This window comes from candidate division KSB1 bacterium (genome assembly GCA_034506255.1).
In the GTDB taxonomy this organism is placed as follows: domain Bacteria; phylum Zhuqueibacterota; class Zhuqueibacteria; order Zhuqueibacterales; family Zhuqueibacteraceae; genus Coneutiohabitans; species Coneutiohabitans thermophilus.
Genome location: JAPDPX010000010.1, coordinates 171,106 through 189,823 on the forward strand (window position 1 = coordinate 171,106; position 18,718 = coordinate 189,823).

The window sequence follows — 18,718 nt, forward strand, 5'->3', positions numbered from 1 at the left end:
TCTTGCATGAAAGGATGTCGCTGTGTCCGAGAAAGAGCTTGAAAACCTCTCGCCCTCCCAGCGGGCGTTGCTGGCCATTCGCGAGTTGCGTGCGAAATTGGAAGCCATGGAGCGCGAACGCAGCGAGCCGATTGCGATCATCGGCATCGGCTGCCGGTTTCCGGAGGGCGGCCACGGGCCGGAGGCCTTTTGGCGGTTGCTGCAAAACGGCGTGGACGCGATTCGGGAAGTGCCGTCCGAACGCTGGGATTTGGAGGAATACTATGATCCCGATCCCGAAGCGCCGGGTAAGATGTACTGCCGCTACGGCTCATTTCTCGAAGACATCGACAAGTTCGACGCGCGCTTTTTTGGCATTTCGCCGCGCGAGGCCACCGGCCTGGATCCGCAACAACGTTTGCTGCTGGAAACCACCTGGGAGGCTCTGGAACATGCCGCCGTTGCGCCCGACAGCCTCAACGGCAGCCTGACCGGCGTGTTCCTCGGCATCAGCACCAACGATTACGGCCAGTTGCAGAGCAAAACCGCCGGCGTGAGTGAGATCGATGCCCATTCCTCCACCGGCAATGCCTTGAGCATCGCCGCCGGCCGGCTCTCCTATTTCTTCGGGTTTCAGGGGCCGAGCCTGGCGGTGGACACGGCCTGCTCCTCCTCGCTGGTGACGGTTCATCTCGCCTGCCAGGCCCTGCGCAATCGCGAATGCCATCTGGCGATTGCCGGCGGGGTGAGCGTGATTCTGGCACCGGAAATCAACGTCGCGCTCTGCAAATCACGCATGCTGGCACCCGACGGCCGCTGCAAGACTTTTGATGCCGCGGCCGATGGCTATGTGCGCGGCGAAGGTTGCGGCATGATCGTGCTCAAACGGTTGCGCGACGCACTCGCCGACGGCGACAACATTCTCGCATTGATTCGCGGCTCGGCGGTGAACCAGGATGGCCGCAGCAACGGCCTGACTGCACCCAACGGCCGCGCCCAGGTGGCGGTCATGCGCCGCTCGCTCGAAATCGCCGGCCTCGCTGCCACCGACATCGATTACCTTGAGGCTCATGGCACCGGCACCGCACTCGGCGATCCCATCGAGATGCGCTCGATCGTCGAAGTGATGTGTGCCAACCGTCCGGCCGGGCGGCCGCTTTATGTCGGTTCGGTGAAAACCAACCTCGGCCATCTCGAGCCCGCGGCCGGCATCGCCGGCCTGATCAAAACCGTGCTGGCCCTGCTGCACGAGGAGATTCCGCCCCATCTGCATTTCAAGCAGCTCAATCCCCACATCGATCTGGCCGGTGTGCCGGTGGTGATCACCGCCCGGCCGCAACCCTGGCCCAAAAATGGCAGGCCCCGCCGCGCCGCCATCAACTCCTTCGGCTTCAGCGGCACCAACGCCAATGTGGTGGTGGAGGAATGGCAGGGCAAAAGCGAAGAGGCCCCGGCTTCACAGCAGCAAGAAGACGCCGGGCTTGCCACCGGCTCGCCCGCCGCGACTGAGCGCTTGCAGTTGCTCACCCTCTCGGCCAAAAGTGAAGCCGCGCTGCTGGCCATGGCAGAGCAATACCAGACATTGCTTGCCTCAGCAAGTCCTGCCGACTTTCCCGACATTTGCCACACCACTCACATCGGCCGTGCGCATTTCGAACATCGTCTGGCGGTAATCGCGCCCTCGCCCGAGGCCGGTCGTGCGGCATTGGCAGACTTCAGCGCCGGGCGACCCGCCGCCGGCGTGCTTCGCGGCCGCCTGCAAAGCGCCACTGCACCTGCCTGGGTGTTTCTTTTTACCGGACAGGGTGCACAATATCCCGGCATGGGGCGCACGCTCTACGAAACGCAGCCGGTGTTTCGCGCCGCTCTGGAAAAATGTGATGAACTGCTGCGGCCGCATCTCGAAAAAAGCCTGCTGTCCGTGCTGTTCGCGCCACCGGCGTCAGAGGGCAGTGAACCCTGGCTTCACCAGACCGCCTACACCCAGCCGGCTCTCTTCGCGCTGGAATATGCCCTGGCCGAGTTGTGGAAATCCTGGGGTCTCGAGCCGGCGGCGGTGATCGGCCACAGCGTGGGTGAATATGTCGCGGCCTGCGTGGCCGGCGTGTTCCGCCTGGAGGACGGCTTGCGGCTCATCGCCACCCGTGGCCGCCTGATGCAGGCGTTGCCGCAGGATGGTGATATGGCTGCGGTATTTGCCGATCTCGCGACGGTGCAGGCGGCCGTGGCGCCGCATGCCGCGGTGCTGGACATCGCCGCCCTCAACGCACCGGAGAACATCGTGATCGCGGGCCGGCGTGATGCCCTTGAGCAGGTGCTGGCCGCACTGGCCTCCCGCGGAGTGAAGTCCCGCCGGCTGAATGTGTCGCACGCCTTTCATTCCCCCTTGATGGAGCCGGTGCTCGATGAGTTTGAAGCTGTGGCCCGCAGCGTGACCTACCATCCGCCGGAAGTGACCCTGCTCTCGAATGTTTCCGGCAATGCTTTCGCCGTTGGAGAAATCCCTGAAGCCGGCTACTGGCGCCGCCATATCCGCGCCGCGGTGCGCTTCGCTGATTGCATCCGCAGCGCGCGTGCCCTCGGCCACCGCCACTTTCTCGAAATCGGGCCGGCGCCCACGCTCATCCAGCTCGGTGCCGCCACCCTGGCGCAGCCCGAAGTCTGCTGGGTGGCCTCTCTCAAACAAGGCCGGGATGAGCAGCAGCAGATTTTTGAAGCCGTTGCCGCGCTCTATGTCAATGGTGCGACGCTCGATTGGCGCCGTTTCGATGGCGGCCGGCCGCGTCGCCGGGTGACTCTGCCCACTTATCCTTTTCAGCGCGAACGCCACTGGATCGACCGTCAACCGGCGGCACGGGAGAAAGTATCGGATTGGTTTTATGAGATGGTGTGGCAGGACAAACCGGCTGCCACAGTCGCGGTGCCGGCTTCTCCGGCCACCGTCTGGCTTATTCTCGCGGATCGCGGCGGCTTGGGCGAGGCCCTGGCGCACCGCCTGCAGCAGCGGGGTGTGACGTGCTGGCTGGTCGATTACGGCACCGAATTTCGGCAGCTCTCCGACCGCCGCGTGCTTGTCAATCCCGCGCTGCGCGGGCATTTTGAACGGCTGTTGGCGGCAGTGAACGCAACGCAGTCTGACTTCTCGGTGCAGGTCGTGCACTTGTGGAGCCTCGAGGCACCGACCCCCTTGCAACTCAACCCTGCTGCTCTTGATGAGTCGTATGCCCTGACCTGGGGCAGTGTGCTGAACCTGGCGCAAAACCTGGCCACACGCGCGGCGGCCCGGCTTTGGCTCGTTACCCGGGGCGCGCAGACGGTGACGGAAGAGGAGAACGACTTGCATCTGGCGGCGGCCCCGCTGCTCGGACTTGGCCGCGCGCTGAGTGTCGAACTGCCCGAGCTGTGGGGTGGAATGATCGATTTGGACCCCGGCGCGGGCGCAGAGCATGCCGGTGAACTGCTCGAACAGCTTTTGCAGCCGGATGGTGAAGATCAGATCGCGCTGCGCGCCGGCCGGCGTTTTGTCGCACGGCTGGTGCGGCAGACAGTGCCGGAGATGAGCGGCGAGCGTCAAATATTCACGCCGCCGGTGGATGGCACGATTCTCATCACCGGCGGGCTGGGCGGGCTGGGCCTGCAAGTGGCGCAGTGGCTGGTCGAACGTGGTGCCAGGCACCTGGTGCTCATCAGCCGGCGGCCGCCTTCGGCAGCGGCGCAGGAGACGATTGCCGCCCTGGAAAGTCGCGGCGCACGAATCATGGTGGCGGCCGCCGATGTTGCCGATGAAGTGCAGCTTGCCACGCTGCTGGATGAAATTCGTCATCAAATGCCGGCCCTGCGCGGGGTGGTGCATGCCGCCGGGGTGGTGGATGATGGTGTGATCCTGCAGCAGGATTGGGCGCGCTTCCATCGTGTGCTGGCACCGAAGCTGAAGGGCGCGAGCAATCTGCATGAATTGACCCTCGACGATCCACTCGACTTTTTCGTGATGTTTTCCTCCGCGGCCTCGGTGCTGCAAGCGGCCGGCCAGTCCAACTATGCCGCGGCGAATGCTTTTCTGGATCAACTCGCGCATTACCGCCGGCACCACGGCCTGCCGGCACTGACCATCAATTGGGGGCCGTGGAGTGAGGCCGGCATGGCAGTGGTGGCGGGCGGGAAACGTGATCGCCAGCGTCGCAGCGCCGGCTTGCAGAGCCTGACCCCCCGCCAGGGCTTGCGGGCCCTCGAGCTGCTTATGACACACCCCGCCGCGGCACAGGTGACGGTGTTGCGCATGGATTGGAATCAATTTGCCCGCCAGCTTGGCCACCACCGGCTGCCACCGCTGTTGCGCGACCTGCTGAGCACGCCACCCGCCGCCACGGCAACCACGTCCAGTGGTGACACCACCCGGCCGCTGGATCAATTTCGCAAATTGCCGGCGGAGCAGCGCCGGGCATTCATCGCCACGTATTTGCAGGAAACCCTCGGCCGCATTCTCGGCATAGCCGCCGCGGAGATCACGCCGGCGCGCAGCATTTTCGAACTCGGCGTCGATTCCCTGATGGCCATGGAGCTCGCCAATTATCTGCAGCGCGACTTCGACTACCAGCTTTCGGTGCGCGAGGTGCATCGCCGGCCCACCATCGACGCCATGATCGATTATCTCACGCTTGCGCTCAACCAGCGCGAGGGCAGCACGGCGGCTGCCGCAACCCCGGCGCACTCGCTTGTCAATATTTTGCGGCCACGGCGCACAACGGCGTTCCCCGCGGTCACGCGCCGCAATCCCGGCATGATCTTTTTGCTCTCCTGCCCGCGCTCCGGCTCGACGCTGTTTCGCGTCATGCTTGCCGGCCATCCCCGTCTGTTTGCCCCGCCCGAGCTGCATCTGTTGCTGTTCGGCACCATGCGCGAGTGGCACGAAGCCCTGCGCCTTACGGTGCTGGGCGAGGGCCTGCAGCGCGCTTTCATGGAGCTGAAGCAAATCAGCGCGGATGAGGCCAAAGCCCTGATCGCCGGACTGGTCGAGCAAAACCTCCCCACCCAGCAGGTGTATGCCATGCTGCAGGAGCTGGCGCATCCGCGGCTTTTGGTCGACAAGTCACCAACCTATGTTTCCGATCTCGAGGCGCTGCGCCGGGCCGAGGCCATGTTCGACCGGCCGCGCTATCTCTTCCTGTTCCGCCACCCCTATGCCATGGTGGAATCCTATCTGCGCAACGAGATGGGGACCATCAGCCTGGAGCAGAGTGGCGACCGCCAGTTGCATGCCGAGCTGATGTGGGCGCATGGCAACAGCAACGCCCTGGAGCTCGGTGAACTCGTCGGTCGCGAACGCTTCCACCCTGTGCGTTACGAGGAGATGGTGGCCGAGCCGGAGCGCATCACCGCCGGCATTTGTGAGTTTCTCGGGCTGGAATACAGCGACGCCCTGGTCAATCCTTATTCCGGCAACCGCATGACCGACGGCTTGAACAATCAGACGCTGGCGATCGGCGATCCCAATTTTCACAAGCATGACCGCATCGACAAATCGCTCGGTGAGGCCTGGCGCAAAATCCGGCTGGCGCAACCGCTGTGCAGTTTTGCCCGGCGGGTGGCAAAGGATTTGGGTTATGAGCTGCCGGAGTATCCCGCCGCGGCGGAGGCAGCCACCCCGCCCGCCACACCTCCGGCTCCGACACCCTTGCCCCGCACCGGTGCGCTGCCGCTTTCCTTCGCGCAGCAGCGGCTGTGGTTTCTCGAACAGTTTCAACCCGGCAACCCGATGTACCACATTCCGCTCGCACTGCGTCTGCGCGGCGAATTGCACGTGCCGGCGCTCGAGCGCGCCCTCGCGGAGCTGGTTCGCCGCCACGAGAGCCTGCGCACCACTTTCACGGCGCATGCCGGCGAGCCGGTGCAGCAGATCGCGGCGGATCGGAAAATTCCGCTGGGGATCAGCGATCTCACCAGCCTCCCCGCGGCGGAACGCGAAGCCGAAGCAATGCGCCGCGGGCGCGAGGTGGTGCGGGCGCCCTTCGATTTTGTCGGCGGCCCGCTTATTCGTTTCGAACTTCTGCGGCTTGCCGCAGACGATCACCTGCTGCTGCTGCCCATGCATCACATCATCAGTGACGGCTGGTCGCTCGGCATCCTCACCCGCGAGCTGGGCGCGCTTTACAACGCCTTTCGACGCGGTGAGCCCTCGCCGCTGCCGGATTTGCCGCTGCAGTATGCCGATTATGCCGTGTGGCAGCGGGAATGGCTGTCGGGTGAAAATCTCGAGCGGCAGGTCGAATACTGGCGCAGCGCCCTCGGCGACCATCCCGCACCGCTGCAACTGCCCACCGACCGGCCGCGTCCGGCAATTCAGACAGCCAATGGCCGGCGGTATCATTTTGCCTGGCCGGCAGCATTGGCGGAGCAGGTGCGCGCCTTCAGCCGGCAACACCAGGTTACGCCGTTCATGACCCTGCTGGCCGCTTTCAAGGTTTTGTTGCAGCGTTACACCGGGGCGCAGGAGATCATTGTCGGTTCGCCCACTGCCAATCGCAATCATCCCGGGCTGGAGGGCATTGTCGGTTTCTTCGTCAACAATCTGGTGTTGCGCACCAGTCTCGCCGGCGATCCCGCTTTCCATGAAGTGTTGCAACGGGTGCGCGACGTCACGCTCAACGCCTACGCGCATCAGGATGTGCCGTTCGAGAAACTGGTGGAAGTCCTGCAGGTGGAGCGTGATCCCAGCCGCAGCCCGCTGTTTCAAGTCATGTTCGTCCTGCAAAACATGGAGCTGGAGCTGCCGGAGATGGAGGGTCTTGCGGTGGAGGCCGCCGCCATTGACGGTGGCACCGCCAAATTCGACCTGCGGTTGTCGCTTTATGATCAACCCGACGGGCTGCGCGGCAACATGGAATACAACACCGATTTGTTCGAGGAAGACACCATCCGCCGCCTGCTCGACCACTATCACAGCGTGTTGAGCGCCGTGCTGCCGCAGCCCGCGCTGCGCCTGAGTGCGATCCCGCTGCTTGCTGCAGAAGAACGGCACAAAATGCTGGTCGAGTGGAACAACACCGCCGCCACTTTTCCGCACCAGCATTGCATCCACCATTGGTTTGAAGCTCAGGTGGAAAAAACACCCGAGGCCGCTGCCGTGACCTTCGGTGCGCAAACGCTCTCGTATGCCGAGTTGAATCGCCGCGCCAATCGCGTTGCGCATCATCTGCAAAGCCTGGGCGTTGGTCCGGACGTGCTGGTGGGAATTTATGTCGAACGCTCGCTGGAGATGGTGATTGGCCTGCTCGGCATTCTCAAAGCCGGCGGTGCCTATGTGCCGCTCGACCCCCATTTCCCCGCCGAGCGCCTGACGCTGATGCTGGAAGATTCCGCCGCGCCGGTGTTGCTCACCCAGGAGAAGCTGCTCGCCACGCTGCCGCCGCATCAGGCCCGGGTGGTGTGCGTGGAATCCCTGTTCACGCAAAACGGCCGGCAGAATGGCGCCCATCCTGCCCGCGAGAGGGAGAATCCGGTGTCGCCGGTCAGGCCGTCTCATCTGGCTTATGTCCTGTTCACCTCCGGCTCCACCGGCCGGCCCAAAGGCGTGCAGATCGAGCACCGCAGCGTGGTGAATTTTCTCAGCAGCATGGCGCGTGAGCCGGGCTTCACCAGCGATGATGTGTTGCTGGCGGTGACGACACTGTCTTTCGACATTGCCGGCCTCGAGTTGTATTTGCCGCTGCTGCAGGGCGGCCGCCTGGTGCTCGCCAGCGCGGAGACGGCCGCGGATGGCCCGGCGCTGTTGCGCCTGCTGCACGAGTCGCAGGCCACGGTCATGCAGGCCACCCCGGCAACCTGGCGGATGCTGCTCGCCGCGGGCTGGAGCAACACGCCGCGTTTGAAAATTCTCTGCGGTGGCGAAGCGCTGCCGGCGGAACTGGCGAAAGAGATGCGCGCGCGCTGCGCTTCGTTGTGGAACATGTACGGCCCCACCGAAACCACCATTTGGTCTTCCCTGCTCAAGGTTGAAACGCCGGCGGGCACGGTGCCGATTGGCCGGCCGATTGCCAACACCGACATGTATATTGTCGATGCGCATATGAATCCCGTGCCCATCGGAGTGCCGGGAGAATTGTTGATCGGCGGCGCCGGCCTCTCGCGCGGTTACCTCGGGCGCCCGGCGCTGACGGCGGAGAAGTTCATTCCCCATCCCTTCAGCATCGCGGCAAATGCGCGCGTTTACCGCACCGGCGATCTCTGCCGCTACCGGCCGGACGGCGTGATTGAATTCCTCGGCCGCCTCGATCAGCAAGTGAAGGTGCGCGGTTTTCGCATCGAGCCGGGTGATATTGAAACGGCGCTGGCCCAACATCCCGCGGTGCAGGCGGCGGTGGTGATGGCGCGCCCCGACGCCTCCGGCGAAAACCGGCTGGTGGCATATTTAATTGCCGCCGGCGAACCTCCGGCAGTGAGCACGCTGCGCGCCTTCCTGAAAGAACGGCTGCCGGAATACATGATCCCCTCCGCTTTCGTTTTCCTGGAAAGCTTTCCGCTCACCCCCAATGGCAAGGTCGATCGCCGTGCCCTGCCGGAGCCGGAGGCGATTCGCCGCGAAGCGGCCACCACCTTCGTGGCGCCGCGCACCGAAGTGGAGGCGCAAGTCGCCGCGATTTGGCGGGAAGTGCTGCGTCTGGAGCAGGTCGGCGTGCATGACAGCTTCTTCGAGCTCGGCGGCCATTCGCTGCTCGCCACCCAGGTGGTGGCGCGCATTCAGAACGCAATGCAAATCCATTTGCCCGTGCGCACTCTGTTCGAAGCCAAAACCGTGGCGGAATTGGCGGAGCGCATCGCGACGATTCGCTGGGCCGGCCGGCGCGAAAGTGAAGCGCAACAGGCACTGCCGGGCGAGCGGGAAGAGATTGAAATTTGACGCGACGAAAGTCTGGCATCGCGGTGTTGCCCGCCGCGCCAGCCTGCAATCTGGCCGCTGCCGTCATCCGCTCCGGCCTGCCTGCCGGCTTGCGAACGGGCATCAAGATTTGACAGCGCAGTCTTCCTGCCGGTATTGCTCTGCGGTCAGCGTGCCTGTGCTGCGAGAGGGAAGAGCAATGCCCCTGGAAGCGGCTGGTGAAAACATCAGCAACCTCCCGGGCTATCATCAGGTCGTCCGCGGGCGGTTCCCGGTGAGTTCGTGACGTAATTGCCCTTCGCAAGCAGACGGCTTGAATGCAGCGTTGCACGATTGCGCCGGGATCTCCCGGCCGTGCCGGCCAGCGCGGCCCGAGGATGGGAGGAATGGGATTATTTTTACGGTCACGTTTTCAATTTATCTGCTTCAACGCATGACAACCATCGAATTTCTCTCGCATCTGCGCACACGCAACATTCAGCTCAGCGTGGAAGGCGACAAGCTCCGCCTCAATGCTCCGCGCGGCGCCTTGACCGAAGAGCTGCGCGCGGAATTGACGCGGCGCAAGGCGGAGATTCTGGCCTTTCTGCAGCAAGCCGCCGAACTGCGGCCAGCCGGTCAGCCGCCGCTTGTGCCCATTTCCCGCGCGGGCGACCTGCCGCTCTCGTTCGCCCAGCAGCGTCTGTGGGTGCTCGATCAGCTCGATCCTGAAAGCCCGGCTTACAACCTCCCGCTCGCCCTGCGCCTCACCGGCGCCCTCGACAAAACCGCGCTGCAGCACAGCCTGGATGAAATATTCCGCCGCCACGAAGGGTTGCGCACCACCTTTGCCGGGGGCAACGTCCAGCCGCGGCAAATCATTGCCCCACCCGCGCCGGTACCGATCACGGAAATCGATTTGCAGGCGTTGCGCCGGGCGGAGCAGGAGAAGCAGGTTGTCGCGCTCGCGGAGGCGGAGGCCCTCAAACCCTTCAAACTTTCCGCCGGCCCCCTGCTGCGTGTGACGCTGTTGCGGCTGTCGGAGCGCGAGCACGTTCTGATTCTGGTCATGCACCACATCATTTCCGATGCCTGGTCGCTGGGTGTTTTATTCCGCGAGCTGGTGACCTTGTATGAAGCCTTTGCCAGCGGCCGGCCCTCGCCCCTGCCCGAACTCCGCATCCAATACGCCGACTTCGCGCATTGGCAGCGGCAATGGCTGCAGGGCGAAGTGCTCGAGACGCAGGCGGCATTTTGGCGCAAACAACTTGCCGGCGTCCCGGTGCTGGAATTGCCCGGCGATTTTCCCCGGCCGGCGGTGCAAACTTTCAACGGTCGCCGCCGCCCATTCGAGCTGCCGCACAGCCTCACGGAAGGCCTGTCCGTTCTGTGCCTGGAAGAAAACGTGACCCTGTTCATGGTTTTACTGGCGGCCTTCCAAACCCTGCTGCATCGCTACACCGGACAAACCGATCTCGCCGTGGGCGCGCCAATTGCCAACCGCAGCCGTGTCGAGATCGAGCCGCTCATTGGTTTTTTCGTCAACACGCTGGTCTATCGCAGCGACCTTTCCGGGGACCCCACTTTTCGCGAGCTGGTGCGGCGCGTGAAGGAAGTGGCGCTCAACGCCTATTCCCATCAAGACGTGCCGTTCGAGCGCCTGGTGGAAATGCTGCAGCCGGAGCGCGATCTCAGCCACTCGCCGCTGTTTCAGGTGATGTTCATTTTTCAAAACACGCCGGTGCCCGCCACCTCGCTGGCCGGCCTGCAGGTGAGCCCGGTCGATTTTCAAGCCGGCACCGCGAAATTCGATTTGACCCTCACCCTGTTCGACGGCCAGGAACGGCTGCGCGGCAGCCTGGAATACAACTCCGACCTCTTCAAGGCGGAAACCATCGAGCGCATGCTGCATCATTTTCTCACCCTGCTGCGCAGCCTCGCCGGGGACCCCGACCAGCGACTCTCCGAACTGCCGCTGCTCACCGCCTCCGAGCGCCGCAAGCTGCTGGTGGAGTGGAACGCCACCGGGCGTGCGTATTCCCGCGACCGCTGCGTGCACGAATTGTTCGAAGCGCAGGCCGCGACGGCACCTGATCGTACCGCCGCGGTGTTCGGACAGCAGGCGATCAGCTATGGGGAACTGAACCGCCGTGCCAACCAGCTCGCTCACCATCTGCGCGCCCTGGGGGTCGGACCCGAGACGCTGGTGGCGGTTTGTCTGGAGCGTTCGCTGGAGATGTTGATTGCCCTGCTGGCAGTGCACAAAGCCGGCGGTGCCTATGTGCCGCTGGATCCCGCCTTTCCGGCGGACCGGCTGGCCTACATGCTGGAGGATTCGCAGGCGGCGGTTCTGCTCACGCAACAATCTTTGCTCGAGACGCTGCCGCACCAGCAGGCCGCGGTGCTGTGTTTGGAAGCGCAGGCCCGGGCGATCGCCGGCCGGCCCGCAGACAATCCCGGACGCCTCGCCACCCCCCAGAATCTCGCTTATGTGATTTACACTTCCGGCTCTACCGGCAAGCCGAAAGGTGTGCAAGTGCAGCAGGGCGCGGTGGTGAATTTTCTGGAGTCGATGCGCGAGGCTCCGGGCATGCACGCCGGGGACGTGCTGCTGGCCGTCACCACGCTTTCGTTCGACATCGCCGGTCTGGAGTTGTTCCTGCCCCTGCTGGTGGGCGGCCGCGTTGTCATCGCCAGCCGCGAGACTGCCAGCGACGGGACCGCCCTCCTGCAGTTGCTCACGGAATCGCGGGCAACAATCATGCAGGCGACGCCGGCCACCTGGCGGATGTTGCTGGCTGCCGGGTGGCAGGGAAGCCCGAATTTAAAAATTCTCTGTGGCGGTGAGGCCATGCCGGCGGAGCTGGCGCAGGCGCTGCTGCCGCGCTGCGCCGAACTGTGGAATCTTTACGGTCCGACGGAGACCACCATCTGGTCCACCCTGCAAAAAGTCGAGCACGTCACCGGCGGTTTCATTGCCATCGGCCGGCCGATCGCCAACACGCAGATTTACATCCTGGACGCGGCATACAATCCCACTCCCGTCGGCATTGCCGGCGAATTGTACATCGGCGGGGAGGGATTGGCGCGCGGGTATTTGAACCGGCCCGCCTTGACCGCGGAGAAATTCGTGCCGCACCCGCTGGCCACGCAGCTCGGCGAACGCCTGTATCGCACCGGCGATCTCGCGCGCTATCTGCCCGACGGGACGATCGAATTCATCGGTCGCATTGATCATCAAGTGAAGATTCGCGGCTTTCGGATCGAACTGGGTGAGATCGAAAGCGTGCTGACCCGCCACCCGCAGATCAAACAGGCGGTGGTGATTGCACGCGAGGATGTTCCGGGCGACAAACGCCTGGTGGCTTATTTGGTGACGGACAAAACCGCAGCGCCCGGCGTGACTGAATTGCGGCAGTGGCTGCGGCAGAGCCTGCCGGACTACATGCTGCCCGCTGCTTTCGTCTTTTTGGAAAGTTTTCCGCTCACGCCCAACGGCAAGGTCAACCGCCGGGCGCTGCCGCGGCCGGAGCTGTCAGACCGCGGGCGGGAAACCGAATACGTTGCGCCGCGCGATGCCCGCGAGGAGAAGATTGCCGCGCTCTGGCGCGAGCTGCTGGCGCACGAACGCATTGGCGTGTTCGACAACTTTTTTCATCTCGGCGGGCATTCGCTGCTGGCCACCCAGCTCGTCACGCGACTGCGGCAGGTCTTTGGCGTGCCGGTGCCGCTGCGCCGTGTTTTCGAAGACCCGACCATCGCGGGCCTGGCGGCGTACCTTGCCCAACATGACAATGGCAATGCCGTCCCACCAGCGGAGCAGATTCAACCGATCCCGCGTTCCATGGTGCCGGATGTCGACAAACTGTCCGACGAAGAAGTGGAAGCTTTGCTGCAACAGATGATGGCCGAACCCACGCCATGAGTCGTTGCTGAGAACAAAAGTGTTCCACAACGGCTTGGCCGTTGCATTGAAGGTTTCTGGACTGCCACAGGAGCTGAAGATTCGGCAACCTCCTCCCAGCCGAGGCTGGAACATCCTCGAACAGACACTAACACAAGTGTTCCGCAACGGCTTGGCCGTTGCATTGCAGATTGCAAAGTTTTCGCGGCGCTCGAAGTTTTTGCCACCTCGACTCGGTCAGGGTCGGAACATTTTCGAACAGACACAAAAAAGCCACGGCCGGAGCCGTGGCTGAGCGTCGCGTAGAAAGCAAGGGGGATCAACGGCATATCATTTCACCAGTTGCATTGCTTTCTGCAGTAATCCCTGCGCGGTTTCCAGGCGGTACCAGTACAAACCGCTGGCCAGACCAGCCGCCTCGAACTCCACGCTGTGGGTGCCGGCGGCCACCGCGCCATCGACCAGGGTGGCGACGAGCTTGCCGAGATTGTCGTAGACTTTCAGCGTGACGAACTGCTCGGACGGAACCGCAAAGCGGATGGTCGTGGCGGGATTGAACGGGTTGGGATGGTTTTGTGCGAGCCAGAACGAGGCGGGCAGTGTCCCGGCCTCCTGCGCAACGCCGGTAGAAATCTTTCCGCCCACCATCATGTAGCGCCAGACTTCAGCATAAGCGGGTTCGTTGTTGACCTTGGGCGTCTTGCTGTCAACGGCCACGCTTTGATGCGCGTCGCTGACTTTCAGGCGGGTGACCAGCGTGTGCGACCCTTGAAACGGCGCCGGCGTGTTGTCCACGGTGACGAGCGTGCCGAAGGCAAACATGCCCCAAATATTCCAGACTTGTTGCCGGCCGAAGAGATTGTCTTCCGCATGCGTGAAGCCGTAGTAGCCCGCGGCGGGGGTGGCATTGTTGGCGCTGATCCACGGCGCCAGTCCGGTGGTCGCGCTGCCATCCTCCCCACCGGCTAAAAACAGCGCGCGTTCCAGGCGGTGATAGTGGGCAATCACGCCGGTGTGGCCGGCACCCTGGGAATGTCCGCCGACGATCATCTTTTCCCAAACCAGACTGTCGCCGCCTCTAAAATACTGCCCCCAACCCTCCTGCGGAAAGTTCTTGTCGAGGTAAAGCAACAGCTTGATCAGACGGTTTTCGATGGAATTCGGCCGGTTGACGTCCACGCGCGGCGTGCGGTCCGTGCCATCAATGATTTCCAGGCGGCAGGCCTCATAGCAATTCGCATCGTTGGTGTTGTCGCACAGGTCAAAGTTCACCGTCCAGGAGTTGGGGTAGTTCAGGCTGATGGCGTGCAGGCCCGCCTCGGCCGCCACGCGGGTGATGAGTTGGTAATCGCCCGCGTTGAGATGCGAACCCGGCAGGAAGACGAACAAAAGGTTGCGCGGCGTGACCGCCGGATCGAAACAAACGATGTGATTGCTGTTCCATTTGTCGATTTGATTGTCCGTGGCACGCGGTGCGATTTCACGCTCCTGCACGCCGGCCATGGCCGGTGCCAGGGTGAAGCACCCAAACGCCATGCTGAGAAGAATACCTTTCCACATGAAGAATGCTCCTGAAATTGAAAATGTACCTGTCGGGTGTACTGTTTTGCTGGCCCGCTCCGGCAAAACAGGATGCCCCCCCTTGTCACTGCCGGGTGATGGCAAGCTCACGCGTTCTTTCAGCGGGGATGTCTGCCCAGGCAGTCGGGAGGAAGAGCTCCGACACTTTGCACGTTTAACCGGGCAGTCTCGCGGCTTGCGCGGCTGCACCGGCGTCGCCAGGCGACAACAGGAAGACATGCAAAGGCAAGGCCAGCACGCGGACTCGCGCACCGGCGCCTGTCGTTGCGTGAGTGCATGGCATAACAAACCGGCAAATTTCGAACCGCGTGCGTCACACCCTGCAGCGTTGCCGCTTGGGCGGGCGGAATGATCTCTCCCGGAGAGAAAATAGCTGCAAAGTCGGGCTTCCGCGTTTCATTCCTGTAAGCGCAATTTCAGGATTGCAGAGCATTTTTCCCCTTCGCCGCAACGGGCCGGCTCGCGGGTTCCGGCGTTGGCCGCGGCTTCCCGTGCCCGCAGAGCGGCGGCTTGGTGGGTACAAATTGTTTGATTGCTTCGGTTTTTGAGAGTCGCGCCTCGTTCGGTCGATCACTCTGTGTTGATTCAACCTTCGGGCTGCCGACAAAGTCTCCCTGACGCAGATTACCACGAAAATGACGCCGCGCAGGCCTTCAGCCTGCCGGCAGACAAGAGGTTTTGCGCGACGTTTTCCTTCTGATGGGGGCCGCGCACGGCATGGCAAATTAACACAAAAAACGATTGCGATCGCGAAAATTCCCCGGCGTTGCCACCCTGCCCGGTGGTCGGGCTGAAGAGCAGCGTCACGGAGAACCCCGTGAAGAGCCAAAACCCGATAATGTGCCTGCCCGTGAAATGGGCGGGAGTCGCTTCTTCCCAAGTGCTTGATGGAGCTGTTCAATGAGTTTTGACCCGCAACGGGCCACTGACCTTTCTGTCGAAGCCAAGCGGGCTTTGCTCGCGCAATTGCTGAAACAAAAAGGGGCCACACCTTCGTCCTGTTTTCCCCTGTCCTTCGCACAACAACGGCTGTGGTACCTTGATCAGCTCGAGCCCGGCAGTGCGGCCTATCATCTGCCCCTGGCCGTTCGCTTGAAGGGGCCGTTGAATGTGGCCGCGCTCGAAGAGGCCTGTGTACAAATCCTTGCGCGTCACGAAAGCCTGCGCACGACCTTTGAACTCGTGGAGGGCGAGCCCAGGCAGCGCATTGCGCCGCCCGCTCCCTTCAAGCTCGAAATGGAGTCCTTGCAGTCAGTCGCCCCCGAAGCACGGGACGCAGAAGTGCGGCGGCGTGTGCGGGAGCAGGCACTCAAGCCCTTCAACCTCGCCACCGGGCCGCTGTGGCGCATCAAGCTCTACCGTTTGGCGGCGGACGAGCATGTGGTGTTCGTGTGCATGCATCACATCATTTCCGACGGCTGGTCACGCAATGTCTTCGTCAATGAAATGGCGGCATTGTATCGTGCCTTCAGCTCCGGCAGCACGGCGGCCCTGCCCGAGCTGCCCATCCAATACGTCGATTTCGCGCAATGGCAGCGCAACTGGCTGCAGGGTGAGGTGCTGGACAGGCAGCTTGCCTACTGGAAAAAACAGCTCGCCGGACTGGGCACGCTGCAGCTTCCCCTCGACCGGCCGCGGCCGCCGGTGCAAACCTATCGCGGCGCCCGCATGCCTTTTCACCTCACGCCGGACCTCACGCAAAAGCTGCAGGCCCTTTCCCAGCGTGAAGCCGTCACTCTGTTCATGACGCTGCTGGCCGCCTTTCAAACCTTGCTGCACCGCCATGCGCGGCAAACCGACATTGCCGTGGGCACGCCCATCGCCAATCGCACCCGCCGGGAAACCGAGGGGCTGATCGGCTTTTTTGCCAACACCCTGGTCATGCGCACCGATTTTTCCGGTGATCCCACTTTTCGTGAGCTGCTGCAGCGCGTGCGCGAAACTGCACTCGGCGCCTATGCCCATCAAGATCTGCCCTTCGAGCGCCTGGTGGAAGAGCTGCAGCCCGAGCGCGACTTGAGCCGCAGCCCGCTGTTTCAGGTGATGTTCATTCTGCAGAACACACCCAAACCGCCGGCCGAAGATCAGTTGGGCCTGGCCGTGAGTGTGCTGGAAAGTGAAGGCGGCACGGCGATGTTCGACATGACGCTCTCGCTCACCGAAGCGGAAAACGGCGGCCTCACCGGCTTTCTCGAATACAACACCGATTTGTTTGAACCTGCCACCATCACACGCTGGCTGGCGCGCTGGCAAACGCTGCTGGCCGGCATCGTCACTGATCCCAACCAGCGTGTGTCACGCCTGCCCGTGCTGCCTGCGGCGGAGCGCGAACAATTGCTGGTCGCCTGGAACGCGACCGACTCCCCCTATCCCGAGGTGTGTTTGCACGAGCTGCTGGCTGCACAAGCCGCCGCCACTCCCGCGGCCGTCGCGGCCGTGTTCGAACAGCAGGAACTGACCTATGCTGAACTCAACGCCCGCGCCAATCAACTGGCGCATCATCTCCGCGGCCTCGGCCTGCAGCCGGAAGAACTGGTCGGCATCTGCGTGGAGCGCTCACTCGACATGCTCGTCGCTCTGCTGGGCATTCTCAAGGCTGGCGGCGCCTATGTGCCGCTCGATCCCTCCTTCCCGCCCGACCGCCTGGCTTTCATGGTGACAGACGCCGGCCTGCGCTTTCTCGTCACCCAATCCACCTTGTTGGAAAGCCTGCCGGAGCACAATGCCGAGCTGGTGTGTCTGGATACCGATTGGGATTTCATCGAAGGCCGCAGCCGCGCGAATCCTGCGAATGTGAACACCCCCGCACATCTCGCTTATGTGATCTACACCTCCGGCTCCACCGGCACGCCCAAGGGTGTGCAAATTTCGCACAAGGCGGTTGTGAATTTTCTACACGCAATGCGGCAGCGGCCCGGTCTGACCGCCACAGATGTGTTGCTGGCCGTGACAACCCTCTCGTTCGACATTGCGGGCCTGGAGCTGTATCTGCCCCTGCTGGTGGGCGGCCGTGTCGTGATTGCCAGCCGGGAGGTGGCGGGCGACGGCAATGCCCTGCTGGACCTGCTCACCCGTTCGCAAGCCACCGTGATGCAAGCCACCCCTGCCACCTGGCGGTTGTTGCTGGCGGCCGGCTGGGAGCATGGCAGCAGCCTGAAGGTGCTGTGCGGGGGGGAAGCGCTGCCGCGTGAACTGGCGCTGCAGCTTCGCGAGCGCAGCAGCTCCTTGTGGAACATGTATGGCCCGACCGAAACCACCATTTGGTCCACCCTGCATCAGGTGGAACCGGGCAATGCCGCGATCGTCATCGGCCGGCCGATCGCCAACACGCAGGTTTACATCCTCGATGCCCACTTGCAGCCGGTGCCGATTGGTGTGATGGGTGACCTTTATCTCGGCGGCGACGGTCTGGCACGCGGTTATTGGCGCAGACCGGAACTGACCGCGGAAAAATTCATCCCCCATCCTTTTGCACGCACACCGGGTGAGCGTCTCTACAAGACCGGCGATCTCGCGCGCTATCTCGCGGATGGCACCATCGATTTTCTCGGCCGCAGCGATCACCAGGTGAAAGTGCGCGGCTTTCGCATCGAGCTGGAGGAGATCGAAGCCGTGCTCAATCAACATCCCGCGGTGCAGGCGGCAGTGGTCGTGGCGCGCGAAGATGTGCCCGGTGATCAGCGCCTGGTGGCTTATCTCATCAGCCGCGGCCCGCAAGCGGCCGGCGGCAGCGAATTACGCACTTTTCTGCGTCTGAAGCTACCGGATTACATGTTGCCCTCCGCCTATGTGACGCTGCCGGCGTTTCCCCTGACGCCCAACGGCAAGGTTGATCGCCGCCGCCTGCCACCCCCGGAGGGCCGGGTTGCTGATGAAGTGCCCACCACTTACGTTGCGCCGCGCACCCCGATGGAAAAGCTGATTGCGCAAGTCTGGCGCGAGGCGTTGAAAATCGAACACGTCGGTGTGCACGACAATTTTTTCGACCTTGGCGGACATTCGCTGCTGTCGATGCAGGTGATTGCGCGCTTGGAGAAAGCCACCGGCCGCCGTCTGCATCCGCGTGACATGATTTTACAAACCGTGGAACAGCTTGCGACCATCTTGGAAGCCCGCCAGGCTGCCCCAGCCAGCAAGGGCGCGGCTGCGGCCTCGGTTTAAAGGCGAATGGGCCGGGCTGGCCCGCTTGCCCGTCACTCATTAGACCTGGACTCCGCCTCGCTTTCAACTGCGCAAAGGCCGGATTCGCGGGCGGGACGACCAGAAAAACGCCGCGAAACCGGCGCGGCAGCAGCCTGATTCAAGCACATCCTGAGTTCGGAAGCTTTGCCTGTGCGATGATCCCGGCGCCCGGGCGGTCCCAAGCATACAGTTCGCGCGATAGATTGGCTGGCAGCAACCGT

The 18,718-nt window shown here is 63.2% G+C and carries 4 protein-coding genes; 3 read left to right on the forward strand and 1 reads right to left on the reverse strand.

Annotated elements, in window-relative coordinates; translation table 11 throughout:
• Positions 1 to 22 precede the first annotated feature (22 nt).
• Positions 23 to 8,872 carry an amino acid adenylation domain-containing protein gene (locus tag ONB52_19525; GenBank protein ID MDZ7418322.1) on the forward strand — a complete coding sequence of 2,950 codons (8,850 nt, stop codon included), beginning with the start codon at positions 23 to 25 and terminating at the stop codon, positions 8,870 to 8,872.
• Between the two features lie 412 nt (positions 8,873 to 9,284).
• Positions 9,285 to 12,755 carry an amino acid adenylation domain-containing protein gene (locus tag ONB52_19530; GenBank protein ID MDZ7418323.1) on the forward strand — a complete coding sequence of 1,157 codons (3,471 nt, stop codon included), beginning with the start codon at positions 9,285 to 9,287 and terminating at the stop codon, positions 12,753 to 12,755.
• 309 nt (positions 12,756 to 13,064) lie between these two features.
• On the opposite strand, the gene ONB52_19535 is transcribed toward ONB52_19530, so the two are convergent.
• Complete coding sequence (locus ONB52_19535; GenBank protein ID MDZ7418324.1) at positions 13,065 to 14,294, reverse strand: T9SS type A sorting domain-containing protein; 1,230 nt, start codon at positions 14,292 to 14,294, stop codon at positions 13,065 to 13,067.
• A gap of 921 nt (positions 14,295 to 15,215) precedes the next feature.
• Between ONB52_19535 and ONB52_19540 the strand changes: the two genes are divergently transcribed.
• The gene (locus tag ONB52_19540) at positions 15,216 to 18,476 is read left to right on the forward strand and encodes an amino acid adenylation domain-containing protein (GenBank protein MDZ7418325.1); all 3,261 of its coding nucleotides are present in this window, start codon (positions 15,216 to 15,218) and stop codon (positions 18,474 to 18,476) included.
• Positions 18,477 to 18,718 lie beyond the last annotated feature (242 nt).

Bases quoted from the DNA above. Each gene is read 5' to 3' on its own strand.
- ONB52_19530 (MDZ7418323.1), top strand. From the start codon at position 9,285: ATGACAACCATCGAATTTCTCTCGCATCTGCGCACACGCAACATTCAG.
- ONB52_19535 (MDZ7418324.1), bottom strand. From the start codon at position 14,294: ATGTGGAAAGGTATTCTTCTCAGCATGGCGTTTGGGTGCTTCACCCTG.
- ONB52_19540 (MDZ7418325.1), top strand. From the start codon at position 15,216: ATGAGTTTTGACCCGCAACGGGCCACTGACCTTTCTGTCGAAGCCAAG.